Source organism: Rhizobium sp. BT03, assembly GCF_030053155.1.
GTDB lineage: Bacteria > Pseudomonadota > Alphaproteobacteria > Rhizobiales > Rhizobiaceae > Rhizobium.
This window is the reverse complement of record NZ_CP125640.1, coordinates 4112307-4128652: the sequence shown is the minus strand read 5'-3', so window position 1 is coordinate 4128652 and position 16346 is coordinate 4112307. Positions and strand designations below refer to the sequence as shown.

The 16346-nt window shown below is 62.0% G+C and carries 14 protein-coding genes; 5 read left to right on the top strand and 9 right to left on the bottom strand.

Translation table 11 applies throughout. From position 1 onward, the window contains the following. Nucleotides 1-2: 2 nt before the first annotated feature. Nucleotides 3-1202: a CaiB/BaiF CoA-transferase family protein gene (locus QMO80_RS20060; RefSeq protein ID WP_283198053.1), complete on the top strand. Its 1200-nt coding sequence runs from the start codon at nucleotides 3-5 to the stop codon at nucleotides 1200-1202. Beyond that, nucleotides 1199-2866: a thiamine pyrophosphate-binding protein gene (locus QMO80_RS20055; RefSeq protein ID WP_283198052.1), complete on the top strand. Its 1668-nt coding sequence runs from the start codon at nucleotides 1199-1201 to the stop codon at nucleotides 2864-2866. The genes QMO80_RS20060 and QMO80_RS20055 overlap by 4 nt, the downstream gene beginning before the upstream one ends. A gap of 42 nt (nucleotides 2867-2908) precedes the next feature. Here QMO80_RS20055 and QMO80_RS20050 read toward each other — a convergent pair whose 3' ends face one another. The 3 genes from QMO80_RS20050 to QMO80_RS20040 form a co-directional block, all read right to left on the bottom strand. Next, nucleotides 2909-3253 carry a RidA family protein gene (locus QMO80_RS20050; protein WP_088939601.1) on the bottom strand — a complete coding sequence of 115 codons (345 nt, stop codon included), beginning with the start codon at nucleotides 3251-3253 and terminating at the stop codon, nucleotides 2909-2911. Nucleotides 3254-3326: 73 nt separating this feature from the next. After that, nucleotides 3327-3665: a TIGR01244 family sulfur transferase gene (locus tag QMO80_RS20045; protein WP_283198051.1), complete on the bottom strand. Its 339-nt coding sequence runs from the start codon at nucleotides 3663-3665 to the stop codon at nucleotides 3327-3329. A 72-nt stretch (nucleotides 3666-3737) separates the two neighbouring features. Then, nucleotides 3738-4577 carry a DUF4432 family protein gene (locus QMO80_RS20040; protein WP_283198050.1) on the bottom strand — a complete coding sequence of 280 codons (840 nt, stop codon included), beginning with the start codon at nucleotides 4575-4577 and terminating at the stop codon, nucleotides 3738-3740. A 257-nt stretch (nucleotides 4578-4834) separates the two neighbouring features. Here QMO80_RS20040 and QMO80_RS20035 point away from each other — a divergent pair, with 257 nt between their 5' ends. After that, on the top strand, nucleotides 4835-6235 hold the full coding sequence (locus QMO80_RS20035) for a L,D-transpeptidase (RefSeq protein WP_283198049.1): 1401 nt from the start codon (nucleotides 4835-4837) through the stop codon (nucleotides 6233-6235). Between the two features lie 74 nt (nucleotides 6236-6309). On the opposite strand, the gene QMO80_RS20030 is transcribed toward QMO80_RS20035, so the two are convergent. The 6 genes from QMO80_RS20030 to QMO80_RS20005 form a co-directional block, all read right to left on the bottom strand. Then, nucleotides 6310-7008 (bottom strand): ParA family protein, encoded by a 699-nt coding sequence (locus tag QMO80_RS20030; RefSeq protein WP_283198048.1) that lies wholly within the window; start codon nucleotides 7006-7008, stop codon nucleotides 6310-6312. A 229-nt stretch (nucleotides 7009-7237) separates the two neighbouring features. After that, the gene (locus QMO80_RS20025) at nucleotides 7238-8389 is read right to left on the bottom strand and encodes an iron-containing alcohol dehydrogenase (protein WP_283198047.1); all 1152 of its coding nucleotides are present in this window, start codon (nucleotides 8387-8389) and stop codon (nucleotides 7238-7240) included. Continuing rightward, nucleotides 8386-9771, bottom strand: a complete 1386-nt coding sequence (locus QMO80_RS20020) for an aldehyde dehydrogenase family protein (RefSeq protein WP_283198046.1) — start codon at nucleotides 9769-9771, stop codon at nucleotides 8386-8388. Before QMO80_RS20020 ends, QMO80_RS20025 begins: the two co-directional genes overlap by 4 nt. Before the next feature lie 204 nt (nucleotides 9772-9975). Further along, nucleotides 9976-11340, bottom strand: a complete 1365-nt coding sequence (locus tag QMO80_RS20015; protein WP_283198045.1) for a glutamine synthetase family protein — start codon at nucleotides 11338-11340, stop codon at nucleotides 9976-9978. Between the two features lie 146 nt (nucleotides 11341-11486). Continuing rightward, nucleotides 11487-13043 (bottom strand): amino acid permease, encoded by a 1557-nt coding sequence (locus tag QMO80_RS20010; protein WP_283198044.1) that lies wholly within the window; start codon nucleotides 13041-13043, stop codon nucleotides 11487-11489. A gap of 120 nt (nucleotides 13044-13163) precedes the next feature. Continuing rightward, nucleotides 13164-13934 (bottom strand): N-formylglutamate amidohydrolase, encoded by a 771-nt coding sequence (locus QMO80_RS20005; RefSeq protein ID WP_283200238.1) that lies wholly within the window; start codon nucleotides 13932-13934, stop codon nucleotides 13164-13166. A 177-nt stretch (nucleotides 13935-14111) separates the two neighbouring features. On the opposite strand from QMO80_RS20005, the gene QMO80_RS20000 reads away from it, so the two are divergent. Both QMO80_RS20000 and QMO80_RS19995 read left to right on the top strand, forming a co-directional pair. Then, entirely contained in the window at nucleotides 14112-14984 is an 873-nt protein-coding gene (locus QMO80_RS20000) for a MurR/RpiR family transcriptional regulator (RefSeq protein ID WP_283198043.1), read from the top strand. A 190-nt stretch (nucleotides 14985-15174) separates the two neighbouring features. Continuing rightward, on the top strand, nucleotides 15175-16278 hold the full coding sequence (locus QMO80_RS19995) for an ABC transporter substrate-binding protein (protein ID WP_283198042.1): 1104 nt from the start codon (nucleotides 15175-15177) through the stop codon (nucleotides 16276-16278). Nucleotides 16279-16346 lie beyond the last annotated feature (68 nt).

The window sequence follows — 16346 nt, the reverse complement described above, 5'->3', positions numbered from 1 at the left end:
ATATGACGCAGACCACGAAAAGGCCGCCGCTTGCAGGCATCCGGGTGATCGAGCTTGCCCGCGTGCTGGCCGGCCCTTGGGCGGGCCAGATGCTCGCCGATCTCGGCGCCGACGTCATCAAGGTCGAAAACCCCGACGGCGGCGACGATACGCGCCAATGGGGCCCGCCCTTCGTCGAAGGCGCCGACGGCGAAAACCTCTCGGCCGCCTATTACCACGCCGCCAATCGCGGCAAACGCTCCGTCACCGCCGATCTGAAGAGCCCTGAAGGCCAGGATCTCGTCCGCCGGCTGGTTGCCACTGCCGATGTGGTGATCGAGAATTTCAAGCTCGGCGGCCTCGTCAAGTACGGGCTCGATTACGACAGCTTGCGCAAGGTGAACCCCAAGCTCGTCTATTGCTCGATCACCGGCTTCGGCCAGACCGGTCCCTATGCCAGCCTCGCCGGCTATGATTACATCGTCCAGGGCATGTCCGGTTTCATGTCGATCACCGGCGAGCCGGACGGCCAGCCGATGAAGGCGGGCGTTGCCATCGCCGACATCTTCACCGGCATCTATGCCGTCTCGGCGATCGAGGCCGCCCTGATCCACGCGCTCAAATCGGGCGAAGGCCAACTCGTCGACATGGCGCTGCTCGATGTGCAATCGGCCGTGCTCGCCAATCAGAACATGAATTACCTGGTCTCCGGCGCCGCACCCACCCGCCTCGGCAATGCCCATCCGAATATCTCGCCCTATGAGGTCGTGCCGGCGGCGGGCGGTTATCTCATCCTCGCGGTCGGAAATGACGGCCAGTTCCGCCGCCTCTGCGCCATCCTCGGCCTCGATGCGGTCGCCGGCGAGGAGCGTTTCGCCACCAACAAGGCCCGCGTCGCCAATCGCGGCGAGGTTCGCCGTCTCATCTCCACCGAGACGCTGAAATGGCAGAAGGCAGATCTGTTGAAGGCCTGCGAGGAGAATGGGGTTCCCGCCGGCCCGATCAACACGATCGAAGAGATGTTCGCCGACCCGCAGGTAGAGGTCCGCGGTCTGCGCATCGACCTTGCGGATGCCGCCGGCACCGTCATACCAGGGGTCAGGACGCCGGTGGTGCTGTCGGAGACACCGCTGCATTATAGCAGGCCGAGCCCGCGTCTCGGCGAACACACCGAAGAAATTCTGGCGGAACTCGCCGAGCGCGAGAGGAAGGCATCGTCATGAGGAAGACCGGTGGGGAACTGATTGTCGAGGCGCTGAAGGCCAATGGCGTCAAACGCCTCTCCTGCGTACCCGGCGAGAGCTTTCTTGCGGTCCTCGATGCGCTGCGCGACAGCGAGATCGACGTGCTCGTCTGCCGCCAGGAGGGCGGGGCGGCAATGATGGCGGATTGCTGGGGCCGGCTGACCGGCGAACCCGGCATCTGCATGGTCACCCGCGGCCCCGGCGCCACCAACGCCTCCGCCGGCCTGCACATCGCCAAGCAGGATTCGATCCCGATGATCCTCTTCATCGGCCAGGTGCAGCGCGAAGCCCGCGAACGCGAGGCCTTCCAGGAGGTCGAATTCCGCCGCGCCTTCACCGAATTCGCCAAATGGGTGGGCGAGATCGACGATGCCGCCCGCATTCCCGAATTCGTCTCCCGCGCCTTTGCGATCGCCACCTCCGGCCGCCCCGGCCCCGTCGTGCTGACGCTGCCGGAGGACATGCTGCGCGACGAGGTCGAGGCACCCCGCGCCAAGCGCTATGTCAGCGTCGAGGCCCATCCCGGCCGCCGCCAGATCGACGATCTCTATGTCAGACTGCTGAAGGCCGAGCGGCCGATGGTGATCCTTGGCGGCACGCGCTGGGATGCCGATGCGGTCGCCGATTTCGCAATCTTCGCCGAGCGTTTCCAACTGCCGGTCGGCTGCTCCTTCCGCCGGCAGATGCTGTTCGACCATCTCCATCCCTCCTATGCCGGCGATGTCGGCATCGGCATCAATCCTGTTCTGGCCAAGGAGATCAAGGAGAGCGACCTGCTGATCCTGCTCGGCGGCCGCATGTCGGAAATGCCGTCCTCCTCCTATACGCTGATCGATATCCCCTATCCCCAGCAATCGCTGGTCCACGTCTATCCCGATCCTTCTGAACTCGGACGCGTCTACCGCCCGGATCTCGCCATCTGCGCCGCTCCTGCCGATTTCGTCGCCGCACTCGCCGATCTCGAAGCGCCGGCCGAGCCGCATTGGTCGGAGCGCACCGAGCGCATGCACCAGGCCTATCTTTCCTGGTCGAAGCCGCCGGCGACAGGTCCTGGCGCCGTCCATATGGGGCCGATCATGGAATGGCTGGAGGCCAATACCGGGCCGGAGACGATCTTCACCAACGGCGCCGGCAACTACGCCACCTGGCTGCACCGCTTCCATCGTTTCCGCCGCTTCAACACCCAGGCCGCCCCTACCTCCGGCTCGATGGGATACGGCCTGCCGGCCGCCGTCGCCGCCAAACGGCTCTTTCCCGAGCGCGAGGTCATCTGCTTTGCCGGCGACGGCTGCTTCCTGATGCACGGCCAGGAATTTGCCACCGCCATCCGTTACGGCCTGCCGATCATCGCAATCGTCGTCAACAACGGCATGTACGGCACGATCCGCATGCATCAGGAGCGCGAATATCCCGGCCGCGTCAGCAGCACCGACCTGACCAACCCTGATTTCGCCGCCCTTGCCCGCGCCTATGGCGGCCATGGCGAGACGGTGGAACGGACGGAAGAATTCGCTCCTGCCTTCGAGCGGGCGCGCGCAAGCGGCAAGCCGGCAATCATCGAAGTCAAACTCGATCCCGAGGCGATCACGCCGACACGCACGCTCTCGGAAATCGCGCAAACAAAAAAGCCGGTAAGTCCGTGAGATCGCGGACTTACCGGCTTTGATGCAATTCTGCGGCGACGATCAGTCGATGGCGGCCGTAACGATGAACTCGACCTTATATTTCGGCGCTGCGAGCTTGGCTTCGCTGGTGGCGCGGGCCGGCGGATTGGCCGGATCGATCCAAGCTTCCCAGGCGGCGTTCATCTCGGCGAAGTAAGCGATGTCGGAGAGATAGACGAGGGTCTGGAGGATCTTCGACTTGTTGCTGCCCGATGCAGCCAGCAGACGGTCGACTTCGGCAAGCGCGGACTTGCACTGATCGGTGACGCTTTCGCCCTCGCCGACCTGGCCTGCGAGATAAACCGTGTTGCCGTGAATGACGGCGCCGCTCATGCGCGCGCCGACGTCGATACGCTTAATGCTCATCATAGTCTCCTGAGTGAATGGGAAGGTGGCGGCGCTGCGGTGCAGCGCCGGAAAATCGGCAGCCGGACGGACCTTAGCTGCGGATATGGTGGGTCTTCTGGTAGATCGCCGTCGAGCGGGCGCCGGAGCGGCAATAGCCGAGCATCGGCCGCGGGAATTCGTCGAGCGCATCGACCATGCCCTGCACCGCTTCCTCGGTCACGCCCATCGGCCCGACAGGCACATGGGCGATCTCGAGGCCGAGCTCTTTGGCGCGCGCTTCGATAACGGAGAACGACGTCTGGTCCGGGCTCTCATGGTCGGGGCGGTGGCAGACGATCGATTTGAACCCCAGCGCCTTGATCTCGTCGAGATCCTCGCGGGTGATCTGACCCGAAACCGAATATTCATCGTCGATCTGGCGAATATCCATCGTCTTGTCTCCTCAAAACTCGTGGGCTGAAGGTCTACGACGGGAGGCCGGCAAGCGTCAACAACACTTCGCTCACACGAAGGCGAAGGTCAGCGCATAGCTGCGGCTCTCGCCTGGTGCCAGCATGTTGAACTCGCCGGCTGCCTGAAGCTCGTCGCGCGTGACCCAGCGGTGCGAAACCGGCTCGATGCCGATAATATGAGCCGGCGCCTTCTGGTTCCGCCACACCTGCAGATAGGGCAGCGTATCGGCGCGGAAACGCACGCGGAGCGTCCTGCCGCCGATCGCGGCGATCGGCCCGAGGCGGATTTCCGCCAGGCCCTCGTCCGTTGCCGGCGCCGGCACGCAGAAGATGCCGCCCGGCTCCTCGCCGAATGTCCAGGGGAAACCGCCATGCTCCAGCATCGGCCCCTCCAGCCGCGTGCCCTCGTCCAGCCATTTGCCGCCGGTGTTCATGTGATACATCAGGAAGCTCGGCACCGTCCGGTCGCTGGTATTGACGACCCGGTCGTCGAGCCGCACCTCGCCGGTCGCCCCGTCGATCCGCCATAGCCGCTCGATGCGCTGCGGCAGTCCCTCGACGGTCACGATGTCGATATCGGCGCGGCATTCGGCATTACCGTTCTCGTATTTCGTCCACAGCACCTTGGCCGCATGGCCGGAGGCCGATCCGTGCAGCGGATAGACCTTGCCGTCGGCCCGCCCGGCGATCGGTTGGCGATGGCGGATATGGTCCGGCCCGCAGGTGAACAGGAAGCCTTCGAGCGAGTGATCGATTCGCGGGTCGCCATCATCGGGAATGGCGCGCTTCGGCGCGATGTCGACGCCCTCGACGATGCATCCGCCGATATCCAGCACCGAGGTTTCATCGAGCATCAGGCGCGGCCCGCTTGCAGCGGCAAATTCGATCATCTCGGGTCTCCTCAGGAGGTTGTCGGCGGCCGTAGGGTTAGGTTTTGCGCCGTCTTTCGTCAATCGGAGGCTTTCCGCCTCTTGCGCTTTTGCCGCAACCGTGGATTTTGCGGAACTGACGCCGAGACGCAAACGTTTATGAGTAAAAGGAAATCTTAGTGATTTTCATATTTTGTTCAGCACGCTTTCATAAATTCCACACTAGCGTCAAAATTCGCAGGTGTGTGTCGGCCCAGTCACTGTTCGAGGTGTGAGACGTGAATCGCTTTTTGAAGTCGGCATTTTCGCTTGCGGCCGTGCTGGCGGCCATTGCGGCTGCAGCACCGCAGGCAAGCGCGCAGCAGTTCCGCGACCGCCGCCAGAGCGATGTCGTGCTGGTGACGCCGAATGGCGAAATCCTCGACTATGTCCCGCGCGGCTATATCTATGCCCGCGACCGCAGCGGTAACCGCGTGCTGATCGACGACTACGGCAATGTCGTCGCCACCGAGATGCGCGCCCGCGGCTATTATCCGCCGCGGCCCGGCCCGAGCGAGATCAGTGCAGACCAGAACGGCAACGATCCCTATTATGCCGACGACAACACTTATGGCGACACGCGTTATTCCGAGCGCGGTGCGGTCACCGGCGGCATCCCGCGCGATGCGGCGATCGAACGCCAGCCGCTCGACGGCCAAGCCTATCCCGAGGACAACAGCATCGGCAATCCGCAGGCCGGCGACGATTATGCCTCGATCGATCCGGACCAGCAGATTCCGCCCGCCGACGCGCCCAAGGCTGCGCCTGATGAACCCGTCATCACGCTGAAGAACAAGTCGAAGCCGGAAATCGTCGCCCTGCAGGTCTTCCTCGATCGCGCCGGCATCTCTCCCGGCGTCATCGACGGCCATATGGGCTCGAACGTCACCAAATCGATCTATGCCTATGACCAGATGACCGGCTCGAAACTCGACCCGAACGACACCGACGCCATTCTGGAAGAGCTGCGCATGAACGGCGGCCTGCCGGTCGTCAGCTACACGATCACGCCGGCCGATGCCGCCGGCCCCTACGTCGCAGAGATCCCGGAAGACTATTCGCATAAGGCGCTGCTGCCGTCGCTGGCCTATACATCGACCACCGAAATGCTGGCCGAGCGCTTTCACATGGATGAGGCCTTCCTCAAGGAGATGAACCCCGGCGCCGATTTCAGCGTTGCCGGCACCGTCATCAAGGTCGTCAATCCGGGTGAGCCGAAGAGCGGCGAGGTTGCCCGCATCATCGCCGACAAGGGCCGCAAGCAGGTCTTCGCCTATGATAGCGCCGGCAATCTCATTGCCGCCTATCCGGCATCGATCGGCTCCACCGATACGCCCTCGCCGTCCGGCACCGTGACGGTCGAGCGCGTCGCGTTCAATCCCGGCTATACCTATAATCCGAAGATCAATTTCCAGCAGGGCGCCAACGACAAGATCCTCAACATCCCGCCCGGCCCGAACGGCCCGGTCGGCACCGTCTGGATGGCGCTCTCCAAGCCGACCTACGGCATCCACGGCACCCCCGAGCCGTCCAAGATCGGCCGCACCCAGAGCCATGGCTGCATCCGCCTGACCAATTGGGACGCCACCGAGCTTGCCAAGATGGTCAAGCCGGGAGTGACGGTCGAATTCGTCGATTGAAGCCGGCGTGACAAACGACACGGAAAAGGCCGCCGGATCGCTCCGGCGGCCTTTCCATTTCATGCTGGGAATGTTCAGGCCGCCGTCGCCATGCGGGCCGATGCCGTCAGCCTGACCGGCAGTTTGCTCATGATTTCCTCGGCGAAACAGGTGGCGTTCTCGCGCGCCTTGTCGAGATTGCTGACGCGTGTGGGATCGATCGTGTGCAGTGTGCCGCCACAGTCGAAGATGTCGCGGAAGGCGGAGCGCTCGATGATCGCGGTATCCAGCACCGGCACGTGCCGCTCGCTGAGCAGCGACTTGACGAGCTGCAGCGCCCTTGTCGTCACCATCGAGTTGACGCGGGTCAGCACCACCGAATGACCGATCTTGATGCCTGCCTTCTCGTCCAGATATTGCAGCAGTTCGAGCACCTGCGCGCCGCCGCGCGCATCCATTGCACAGCCCTGGATCGGGATCAGCACATGGTCGGAAAGGCCGACGGCGGTGGCAAGCAGCGGATTGCGCGCGCCCGGCAGGTCGACGATGAAATAGTCGGTATTGTGCTTGTTCTCGCTGATATGCAGCGGCAGCGAGGCGGTGGTCACGAAATCGATCACCGAAACATTGGGCACATGACCTGAGATCTCGTGCCAGCGCGAAATCCAGTGCTGCGGATCGGCGTCGAGAATGGTGACGCGGTAACCCTTGCGGGCAAGCTCGGTCGCGAGCAGGAGAACAGCGGTCGTCTTGCCGGCGCCGCCCTTGGTATTTGCGAATGTGATGACAGGCATGTTCAGTCCTCGGAAGGAAATGGTGCGAGCCGGAATCGCTCTTTTACGCACCATCGGAGCATTGTGCGGTTAATCCATCCTTTCTAATCATGGTTAACAAATTCCAAACACGCCCGCCGAAATTGCAGCCGGTATTTTTCACATCCCTAAAATTGGGAATGCCGCTAAAATAGAAGCAGCCCGGAAAGCAAGGCTTTCCGGGCTGCTCTGCAGGTCCACCCTCAAATACTCAGAAGCAATCCTTGAACAGCGCCTTGGTGTTTTCGAGCGTCATGGCAACCGGGTTGCCGCCGGCACTCGGATCTTCGATCGCCATGGCCGACAATTCGTCGATGCGGTCGGCAGCGATTCCCATCGCCGTCAGCGTCTCCGGCACGCCGAGATCGGAGCGAAGCTTCAGCACATAATCGTAGAAGCCGTCGAAACCGCCCGAAATGCCGAGATAGGCGGCGGCCCGGCCGATCTTCTCCTCGATCGCCTTGCGGTTGAAGCGCAGCACCGCCGGCATGACAACCGCGTTGGTCATGCCGTGATGGGTGTTGTAGACGGCGCCGATCGGGTGCGACAGCGCGTGGATGGCGCCAAGCCCCTTCTGGAAGGCGACCGCGCCCATGGCGGCCGCGGCCATCATGTTGGCCCGGGCTTCGAGATCGGTGCCTTCCCGATAGGCGCGCGGCAGGAATTCCTTGACGAGCCGCATGCCTTCGAGCGCGATGCCTGCCGACATCGGGTGATAGAAGGGCGAGGAATAGGCCTCCAGGCAATGAGCAAACGCATCCATGCCGGTGCCGGCCGTGATGATCTTCGGCATGCCGACGGTCAGTTCCGGATCGGAGATGACGACGCCGGGCAGGAACTTCGGATGGAAGATGATCTTCTTCACATGGGTGACGGAGTTGGTGATGACGCTGGCGCGGCCGACTTCCGAGCCGGTGCCCGCCGTTGTCGGCACGGCGACGATCGGTGCAATGCCCTCGAGGCTCGCACGCGTCCACCAGTCGCCGATATCCTCGAAGTCCCAGACCGGCCGGGTCTGGCCGGCCATGAAGGCGACGCACTTGCCGAGATCGAGGCCAGAGCCGCCGCCGAAGGCGACGACGCCGTCATGGCCGCCATCCTTGAAAGCCTTGACGCCGGCCTCGAGGTTCTTCTCGTTCGGGTTCGGATCGACATCGGCGAAGATCGCCCGGCCGAGACCGGCATCTTCGAGGATGTCGAGCGCGTTCTTGGTGATCGCCATCGAGGCGAGGCCGCGGTCGGTGACGAGCAGCGGCTTTTTGATGCCGAGGCTCTTGCAGGCGTCAGCCAGTTCCTTGATCCGGCCCCGGCCGAGCTTGACCGATGTCGGGTAGCTCCAGTTTGCAGTGATGTTGCTGCTCATGCGATGACTTTCTTCAGGTGGAAGGATTTCGGACGCGTCAGATTCTGAAAACCGATGATCGACAGCGAGCCGCCGCGGCCGGTCTCCTTGACGCCGGTCCAGCAGAGCGCCGGATCGAGATAATCAGCGCGGTTCATGAAGACGGTGCCGGTTTCGATCTCGCGCCCGAGACGCGCGGCCCGCTCGACGTCTTTGGTCCAGAGCGAGGCCGTCAGCCCGTACTGGCTGTCGTTCATCAAGGCGAGTGCCTCCTCGTCGCTCTTCACCTTCATGATGCCGACCGCCGGACCGAAAGTCTCTTCGCGCATGAAGGCCATGGAATGATCGACATCGACGAGAACCTGCGGTGCGAGATAGGCGCCGCCGTCATCCTGTGGAAAAAGCTTCGGGTCGACAAGCGCCTTGGCGCCCCTGGAAACGGCATCGGCGATCTGCTCGCGCACCACCTTGGCGAAGCGCTTGTTCGCCATCGGCCCGAGCGACGTTTCGGGATCGAGCGGATTGCCGAGCTTATAGTTCGACACCCAGGCGACCGACTTTTCGACAAAGGCGTCGTAAAGGGATTCGTGCACATAGACGCGCTCGATGCCGCAGCAGCACTGGCCGGAATTATAGGTCGCGCCGTCCATCAGCGTATCGACGGCCGCCTCGAGATCGGCGTCTTCCATGACGTAACCCGGATCCTTGCCGCCGAGTTCGAGGCCGAGACCGGTGAAGGTGCCGGCGGCGGCCCGCTCCATCGATCGCCCGCCTTCTACCGATCCGGTGAAGTTGACGAAATTGAAGCTGCCGGCGGCAATCAGCGCCGAGGTCGTCTCATGGTCGAGGAAGACGTTCTGGAACACATCTTCCGGCACACCGGCCTCGACGAAGGCCTGCACCAGCCGCTCGCCGACGAGCAACGTCTGCGAGGCATGTTTCAGCACCACCGTATTGCCGGCCATCAGCGCCGGCGCAATCGTGTTGATCGCCGTCATATAGGGATAGTTCCAGGGCGCGACGACGAAGACGACGCCGTGGGCTTCTCGCTCGATGCGGCGCTCGAAACGGTCGCTTTCCTCGACGACGAGAGGTGCCAGCGCATCGGCCGCGATCGAAGCGACATAATTGGAGCGCTCGTTGAAGCCCTTATATTCGCCGCCGTACTTGACCGGCCGGCCCATCTGCCAGGCAAGCTCCGGCACGACGATGTCGGACATCTCGTTCAGCCGGGCGGCACCCTTCAGCACAAGCTGCACCCGCTGTTCGAGCGGCCGTTTCGCCCAGGCCTTCTGCGCCTTGCGGGCTCGCGCCACCACATCCTTGGCGGCATCGAGAGAAAGCGCGGCGCGCTCGGCGTAGACCGACCCGTCAATCGGTGAAATGCATTGGATCATTGCCATGATCGATTCCGTCCTCGTATTGATCAAAATTCCGTCGAGGGCCATAGCCCCCCATCCGCCTGCCGGCACCTTCTCCCCGCTCGCGGGGAGAAGGGGTTATGCCGCGACCTCTCCGTCCCTCGCCAACGTCTCGCAGGGCATATCCCCTCTCCCCGCGAGCGGGGAGAGGGTTAGGGTGAGGGGCAGCAACCCGCAAAATGCCTATTAAGCTCTTTCGAACCCCCGCGCCACTTCCCAATCGGTGATACGGCGATCGTATTCTTCCTGCTCCCACTCGGCAGCGCGGGTGTAATGGTCGATCACATCGTCGCCGAAAGCTTTGCGCAGCATTGCCGATTCCGTCATTGCGGTCGTGGCCGCACGCAGCGTGCGCGGAATTTCGCGAATATCCTTGCCGCCATAGGCGTCGCCGACGAAGGGGGCTTCGAGCTCGAGCTTGTTCTCGATCCCGTCGATGCCGGCGGCAAGCAGCGCGGCAAAGGCAAGATAAGGATTGAGATCGGAGCCGCCGACGCGGCATTCGATGCGGATGCCCTTGGTCTCCTCGCCGCAGAGGCGGTAGCCGGCCGTGCGGTTGTCCTTGCTCCAGATCGCCTTGGTCGGCGCAAAGGTGCCGGCCATGAAGCGCTTATAGGAGTTGATGTAGGGCGCCAGGAAATAGGTGATCTCGCTCGCATGGGCGAGAAGCCCGGCAACGTAATTATGCATCAGCGGCGACATGCCGTATTTGCCGGTATGGTCGAAGAACAGCGGCTTCTCCTCCAGGCTCCAGAGCGACTGGTGGATGTGCGATGAACTGCCGGCGGCGTTGTAATTCCACTTGGCGAGGAAGGTGATGGCCTTGCCCTTCGACCAGGCGATCTCCTTGCAGCCATTCTTGATGATCGCGTGCCGGTCGGCCATGGCCAGCGCATCGGCATAACGCACATTGATCTCCTCCTGGCCGGCCGAAGCCTCGCCCTTGGAGTTTTCGACCGGAATGCCGGCGCCCTGCAGCCCGGTGCGGATCGCCCGCATCACCTCTTCTTCCTTGGTGGTCTGGAAGATGTGATAGTCCTCGTTATAGGCGCTGGCGAGCTTCAGGTTGCGGTAGCCGGCGGTATGTGCCGCCTCGTAGCTCTGGTCGAACAGGAAGAATTCGAGCTCGGAGGCCATATAGGCCTTCATGCCCATGTCTTCGAGGCGCTTCACCTGTTTCTTCAGGATCGCGCGCGGCGAATGGGCGACCTCCTCATGGGTGTGATGATCGAGCATGTCGCAGAGCACCAGCGCCGTGCCCTCAAGCCAGGGAATGCGGCGCAACGTCCCGAGATCCGGCTTCATCGTATAGTCGCCGTAGCCCTTTTCCCAGCTCGTCGCCTTGTAGCCGGAGACCGTCTCCATCTCCATGTCGGTGGCGATCAGATAGTTGCAGCTATGCGTTTCCTTCCAGGCGCTCTCGACAAAATATTCCGCCTGAAAACGCTTGCCCATCAGCCGGCCCTGCATGTCCACCTGGCAGGCCAGAACCGTATCGATGCGCCCTTCGGCAACATCCTTCTTGAGATCGTCGAATGTGTAGCTGCTCATGATTGATCCGCCTGACATTGGAATTGAGAAAATCGGGGCAACGAAATCGCATGCGCTCGGCCGGATGCGGGCCTGATGCCTTTTCGTTGAACCGGTGATGGGGCCGCAGGATGCGGCCCCGCCATTGGAGAGGGAAGCCTCGATGGTTAGTGTTCGCCGCTTTCGCCGACAGCCGCTTCGGCCGCCGCGATTTCGGCTTGGCGCTTCGCCACTTCAGCACCGATCGGCGGACCCTTGAAACGGCGGCTTTCGAAGCCGAACCAGACGATCGCCGTGACCACGAGGAAACCGACGGTGATATAGAGCGCCCACTCGTTCGGCGGCTGGATGCCGAGAACGAAGATCAGAACCATCGCGATGACGCTGAGCACGGCAAAGAGCTTGAACATGCCTTCGCCGAGATTCCAGGGCCCCATCTTGTCCCACTTCGACGTACCCCAGGCGAACAGACCGAGCGTGATCGGGATCGCGAAGGAGAAGAACAGGAAGATGACGGTGCACGAGACGACGATCGTATAAACCGGGGTGTCGCCGATCGTAACGAGCGAAGAGCCCCAGACGAACAGCACCGACAGGATCGAGCCGGTCCAGATCGCAGCGACCGGCGTGCGGTACTGCGGACTGACCTTCGACAGCGCCTTCGATGCCGGCAGGCCGCCGTCACGCGAGAAGGCGAAGATCATGCGGGAGACCGAGGTGACGGTTGCAAGGCCGCACAGCCACTGGCTGACCAGGATCGCCAGATAGAGGATGTCCTTGACGATGGGGTTGACCTGGCTGTCCATCGCCCAGAAGAACACGTTCCAGCCCTGTTTTGCCGCATCGTCCATGTTCGGCAGCATGAGGACGAAGGCGCACAGCATGATATAGCCGAACAGCGCCGACCACAGCACCGACGAAACCATGCCGCGCGGAACCGATTCTGCGGCCTTAACCGTCTCTTCCGAGGTATGCGCCGAGGCGTCATAACCGGTGATGGTGTAGATCGGCAGCAGCAGGCCGAGCAGGAAGACCCAGGCGCCCGAGGTGGAGGGCCAGACGTTGCCGCCGACTTCGCCGGAATAGTTGGCGAAGGTGAAGAGGCGGCCAATCTCGTAGGAGGGTGCCGCAATCAGGCAGACGGCTGCCAGTGCGATCGACGTTGCGAAGATCAGATACCCCGAAAAGTCGGTAAGCTTCGCGGTCAATCCGATGCCCATGTGGTTCACGAGCGCCTGCGCGCCGGTGATGATCACGAGGAAGATGATGCGCACCGTCGTCGTGTCCGTCAGCCCGAGATAGGTGGTGCCGAACGAACCCATGAAGAAATAATAGGTGCCGACATTGATGGCGCCGAGCACGGTGACGAGGCCGAGCAGGTTGAACCAGGCGGTCAGCCAGCCGGTGAAGCGGTTGCCGAGGATCGAGCCCCAGTGATAGAGCCCGCCCGCCGTCGGATAGGCAGAGCTGATCTGCGCCATGGCGATGGCGAAGACGAGCGAGATGAAGCATCCCACCGGCCAGCCGATGCCGATCGCCGCTCCGCCGGCACCGGAGGTTGCCTGCGCCAGCGAGTTGATGCCACCGGAGAGAATGCAGATGATGGAAAATGAGACGGCGAAGTTCGAGAACGAGCTCATGCGTCGTTCGAGTTCCTGGGCATAGCCCATGGAATGCAGGATGTGCACATCCTGCTTCTTGTCCAGATCGGTATAGTCCGACATGACTTCCCCCTGTTCACGATCGGCCGCGGGATTGCGGGCCGGTTCAGTGCCAAATTGCCCGCGGCATTTTCGCCGTGCGGACGCTCGCAGTTAGACTGCTCCCTCGGGTCTTCTTTTTTGTCAGGCGTCCAGGCTTTGCTGGAGCAACCCTTTTAGATAGTCGGCCATGACCCCTTGGCCGACATCGTCTGTGATGAGGTCGTTGCGGACCTCGATCATTACATTGCGCAAGCCGTTGGAAAGCCCATGCAGGATCAGCGTGTGGGTCACGCCGTCCTCGGGCCCGTAAGGCTGGTTGCGTTCCGTCCTGTAAAGCGGCGCCTCGGCCGCAGCCTCCAGCATGCGGTCGGCGAGCCGGCTGTCTTCATCGTGCAATATGCCGAGTTCGACGGCGCGTTCGCGGCCGTGATAGACCGGCGTGAAACTGTGGATCGTCACGATGATGCTGTCCTGCCCCCTCGCCCGGCGGTCACGGATCAGCCCGCGAATGGCGTCGTGGAAAGGCACGTAGAGCGCGTCGGTGCGCGCCAGGCGCTCTTTGGCGGTCAAATCCGTGTTGCCGGGAATGGCATAAATCTCGCTTTTCTCAGGCATGGCGCCCGGTGAACTCGGCGGCCGGTTGCAGTCGTAGATCAGCCGGGAGAAGCGCTGGTAGACGAGCGTCGCATCGAGCCCTTCAGATATGCCGCGGGCGACCGAAAGAGCCCCCGGGTCCCAGGCAATGTGGCTCGAGAGCGCTTCGCTGGGCAGGCCAAGATCACCGAAATGAGCGGGAAGCACATTCGAAGCGTGCTCGCACACGATCAGCACCGGGCTCCGGCCGCCGACGCGCTCGATCCCGACGCAGTCGCCGTCCGCTTCGCTGAGGATTTTCGGCCCGGCCAGCACCAATGGCGCCACTCCTATCCCTTAATAAAATCTTTCCAAGAAAAGAATTCTTCAGGTTTCGGCCACTGTCAAGCATCGGCTGAAAATTTCTTTTCATGACAGTGGTTGACATGGATTATGACAGCGTTGTTAACTTTGAGTGGGAAAGTGGCGCTAGACCATCCCGGGGAGCATAGTAAGGTGACAGTTGCGTCTAAGACGGTTTCGGACGTCATACACTCGCATTTCGGGGCGCTGACGCGCGCCGAGAAGCAACTGGCCGAAAGCCTTCTTGACAATTATCCGGTATCCGGCCTCGGCAGCATCACCACGATCGCCGAGAATGCCGGCGTTTCGACGCCGACCGTCGTGCGCATGGTGCAGAAGCTCGGCTTCAAGGGCTATCCGGATTTTCAGGCGCATCTGCATCTCGAGGTCGAGGCGACGATCTCCAACCCGATCGCCAAGCACGACCGCTGGGCCCAGAACGCCCCAGGGACCCACATCCTCAACCGTTTCGCCGATGCCATCATGGGCAATCTGCGCCAGACATTGACCGATCTCGACACCGCGACCTTCGACAGCGTCGCCTTGCTGCTGTCGGACCGCAAGCGCGGCCTCTATTTCGTCGGCGGGCGCATCACCGGCGCGCTTGCCGAGTATTTCTTCACCCACATGCAGGTGATTCGGCCGGCGACGACACTGCTGTCGTCGAACTCCAGCAGCTGGCCGCAATATGCCCTCAACATGAATGCCGGCGACATCCTGATCATCTTCGACATCCGCCGCTACGAGCAGGAGATGGTGAGCCTTGCCACCGCCGCCCGCAAGCGCGGCGCCGAAATCGTCGTCTTCACCGACCAGTGGAGCTCGCCCGCCGCCAAGCTCGCCAGGCATGCCTTCCGCGTCAGGATCGAAGCGCCATCAGCTTGGGATTCTTCCGTCGTCACCCTCTTCATCGTCGAAGCGCTCATCGAGGCCGTTCAGAATTCCACCTGGGACGAAACGAAAGAGCGCATGAAGACGCTTGAGGGCCTGTTCGAACAGACCAAGCTTTTCCGCAAACCGGGCTAGGAGGAGAAGACTAAAAGAGAGGAAAAACAATGGCGGAAAATTGCGGAAACAGACTGCGCTGTCGCAAATGAACCATTTGACGCAAGCGCCTGCTATTCATGCAAAACTACCGTCATCCAGCCGTCACACAAGCTTCATGTAAGCTGATTAACAGCATCGCCAGACACTGAAAACCCGAAGGAGAACAACAGTGATCTCTAACATTTCTCGACTTCTGTCGCTTTCTACTGCGATGATCGTGGCTTCGACCGCGATTGCTGCTGCCGAGCCCAGCGCAGAACTTATCGCCGCCGCCAAGAAGGAAGGCAACCTGACGACGATCGCTCTTCCGCACAGCTGGTGCGGCTACGGCGATGTCATTGCCGGCTTCAAGGCCAAATACGGTATCGAAGTCAACGAACTGAACCCGGATGCGAGCTCGGGCGACGAGATCGAAGCGATCAAGGCCAACAAGGGTAACACCGGCCCCCAGGCTCCTGACGTCATCGACGTCGGCCTCTCCTTCGGCCCGTCCGCCAAGAAAGACGGCCTGATCCAGCCTTACAAGGTTTCCACTTGGGATTCGATCCCGGATTCCGCCAAGGATGCCGAAGGCTATTGGTATGGCGACTATTACGGCGTTCTCGCGCTCCTCGTGAACAAGGATCTCGTCAAGGAATCGCCGACCGACTGGGCCGACCTGAAGAAGAGCGACTACGCAAACAGCGTCGCGCTTGCAGGCGATCCGCGCAGCGCCAACCAGGCTGTCCAGGGCGTTTATGCCGCTGGTCTTTCCGCAGCCGGCGGTGACGCTGCCAAGGCAGGCGAAGAAGGCCTGAAGTTCTTTGCCGAACTCAACAAGGCCGGCAATTTCGTGCCGGTCGTCGGCAAGGCCGCTCCCTTCGCGCAGGGCTCCACACCGATCATCGTCGCCTGGGATTACAATGCGCTTTCCTGGGGTGAAAGCCTGAAGGGCAATCCTCCGTTCGAAGTCGTCGTTCCGAAGACGGGCGTCGTCGCCGGTGTTTACGTGCAGGCGATTTCCGCCTTCGCGCCGCACCCGAACGCTGCCAAGCTCTGGATGGAATATCTCTATTCCGACGAAGGTCAGCTCGGCTGGCTGAAGGGTTATTGCCACCCAATCCGCTTCAACGATCTTGCCAAGAACAATAAGATCCCGAAGGAACTGCTCGACAAGTTGCCGCCGGCAGCAGCCTATGAAAAGGCTGTCTTCCCGACGCTCGAAGAGCAGGCCGCCGGTAAGGAAACCATCACTAAGAACTGGGATTCCGTCGTCGGCGCCAACGTTCAGTAATATCCGATCCAGCCTCCCCGCCCATAAGGCGGGGAGGTTTTCTCACTCCGACGCCCCAGGATGAGCTT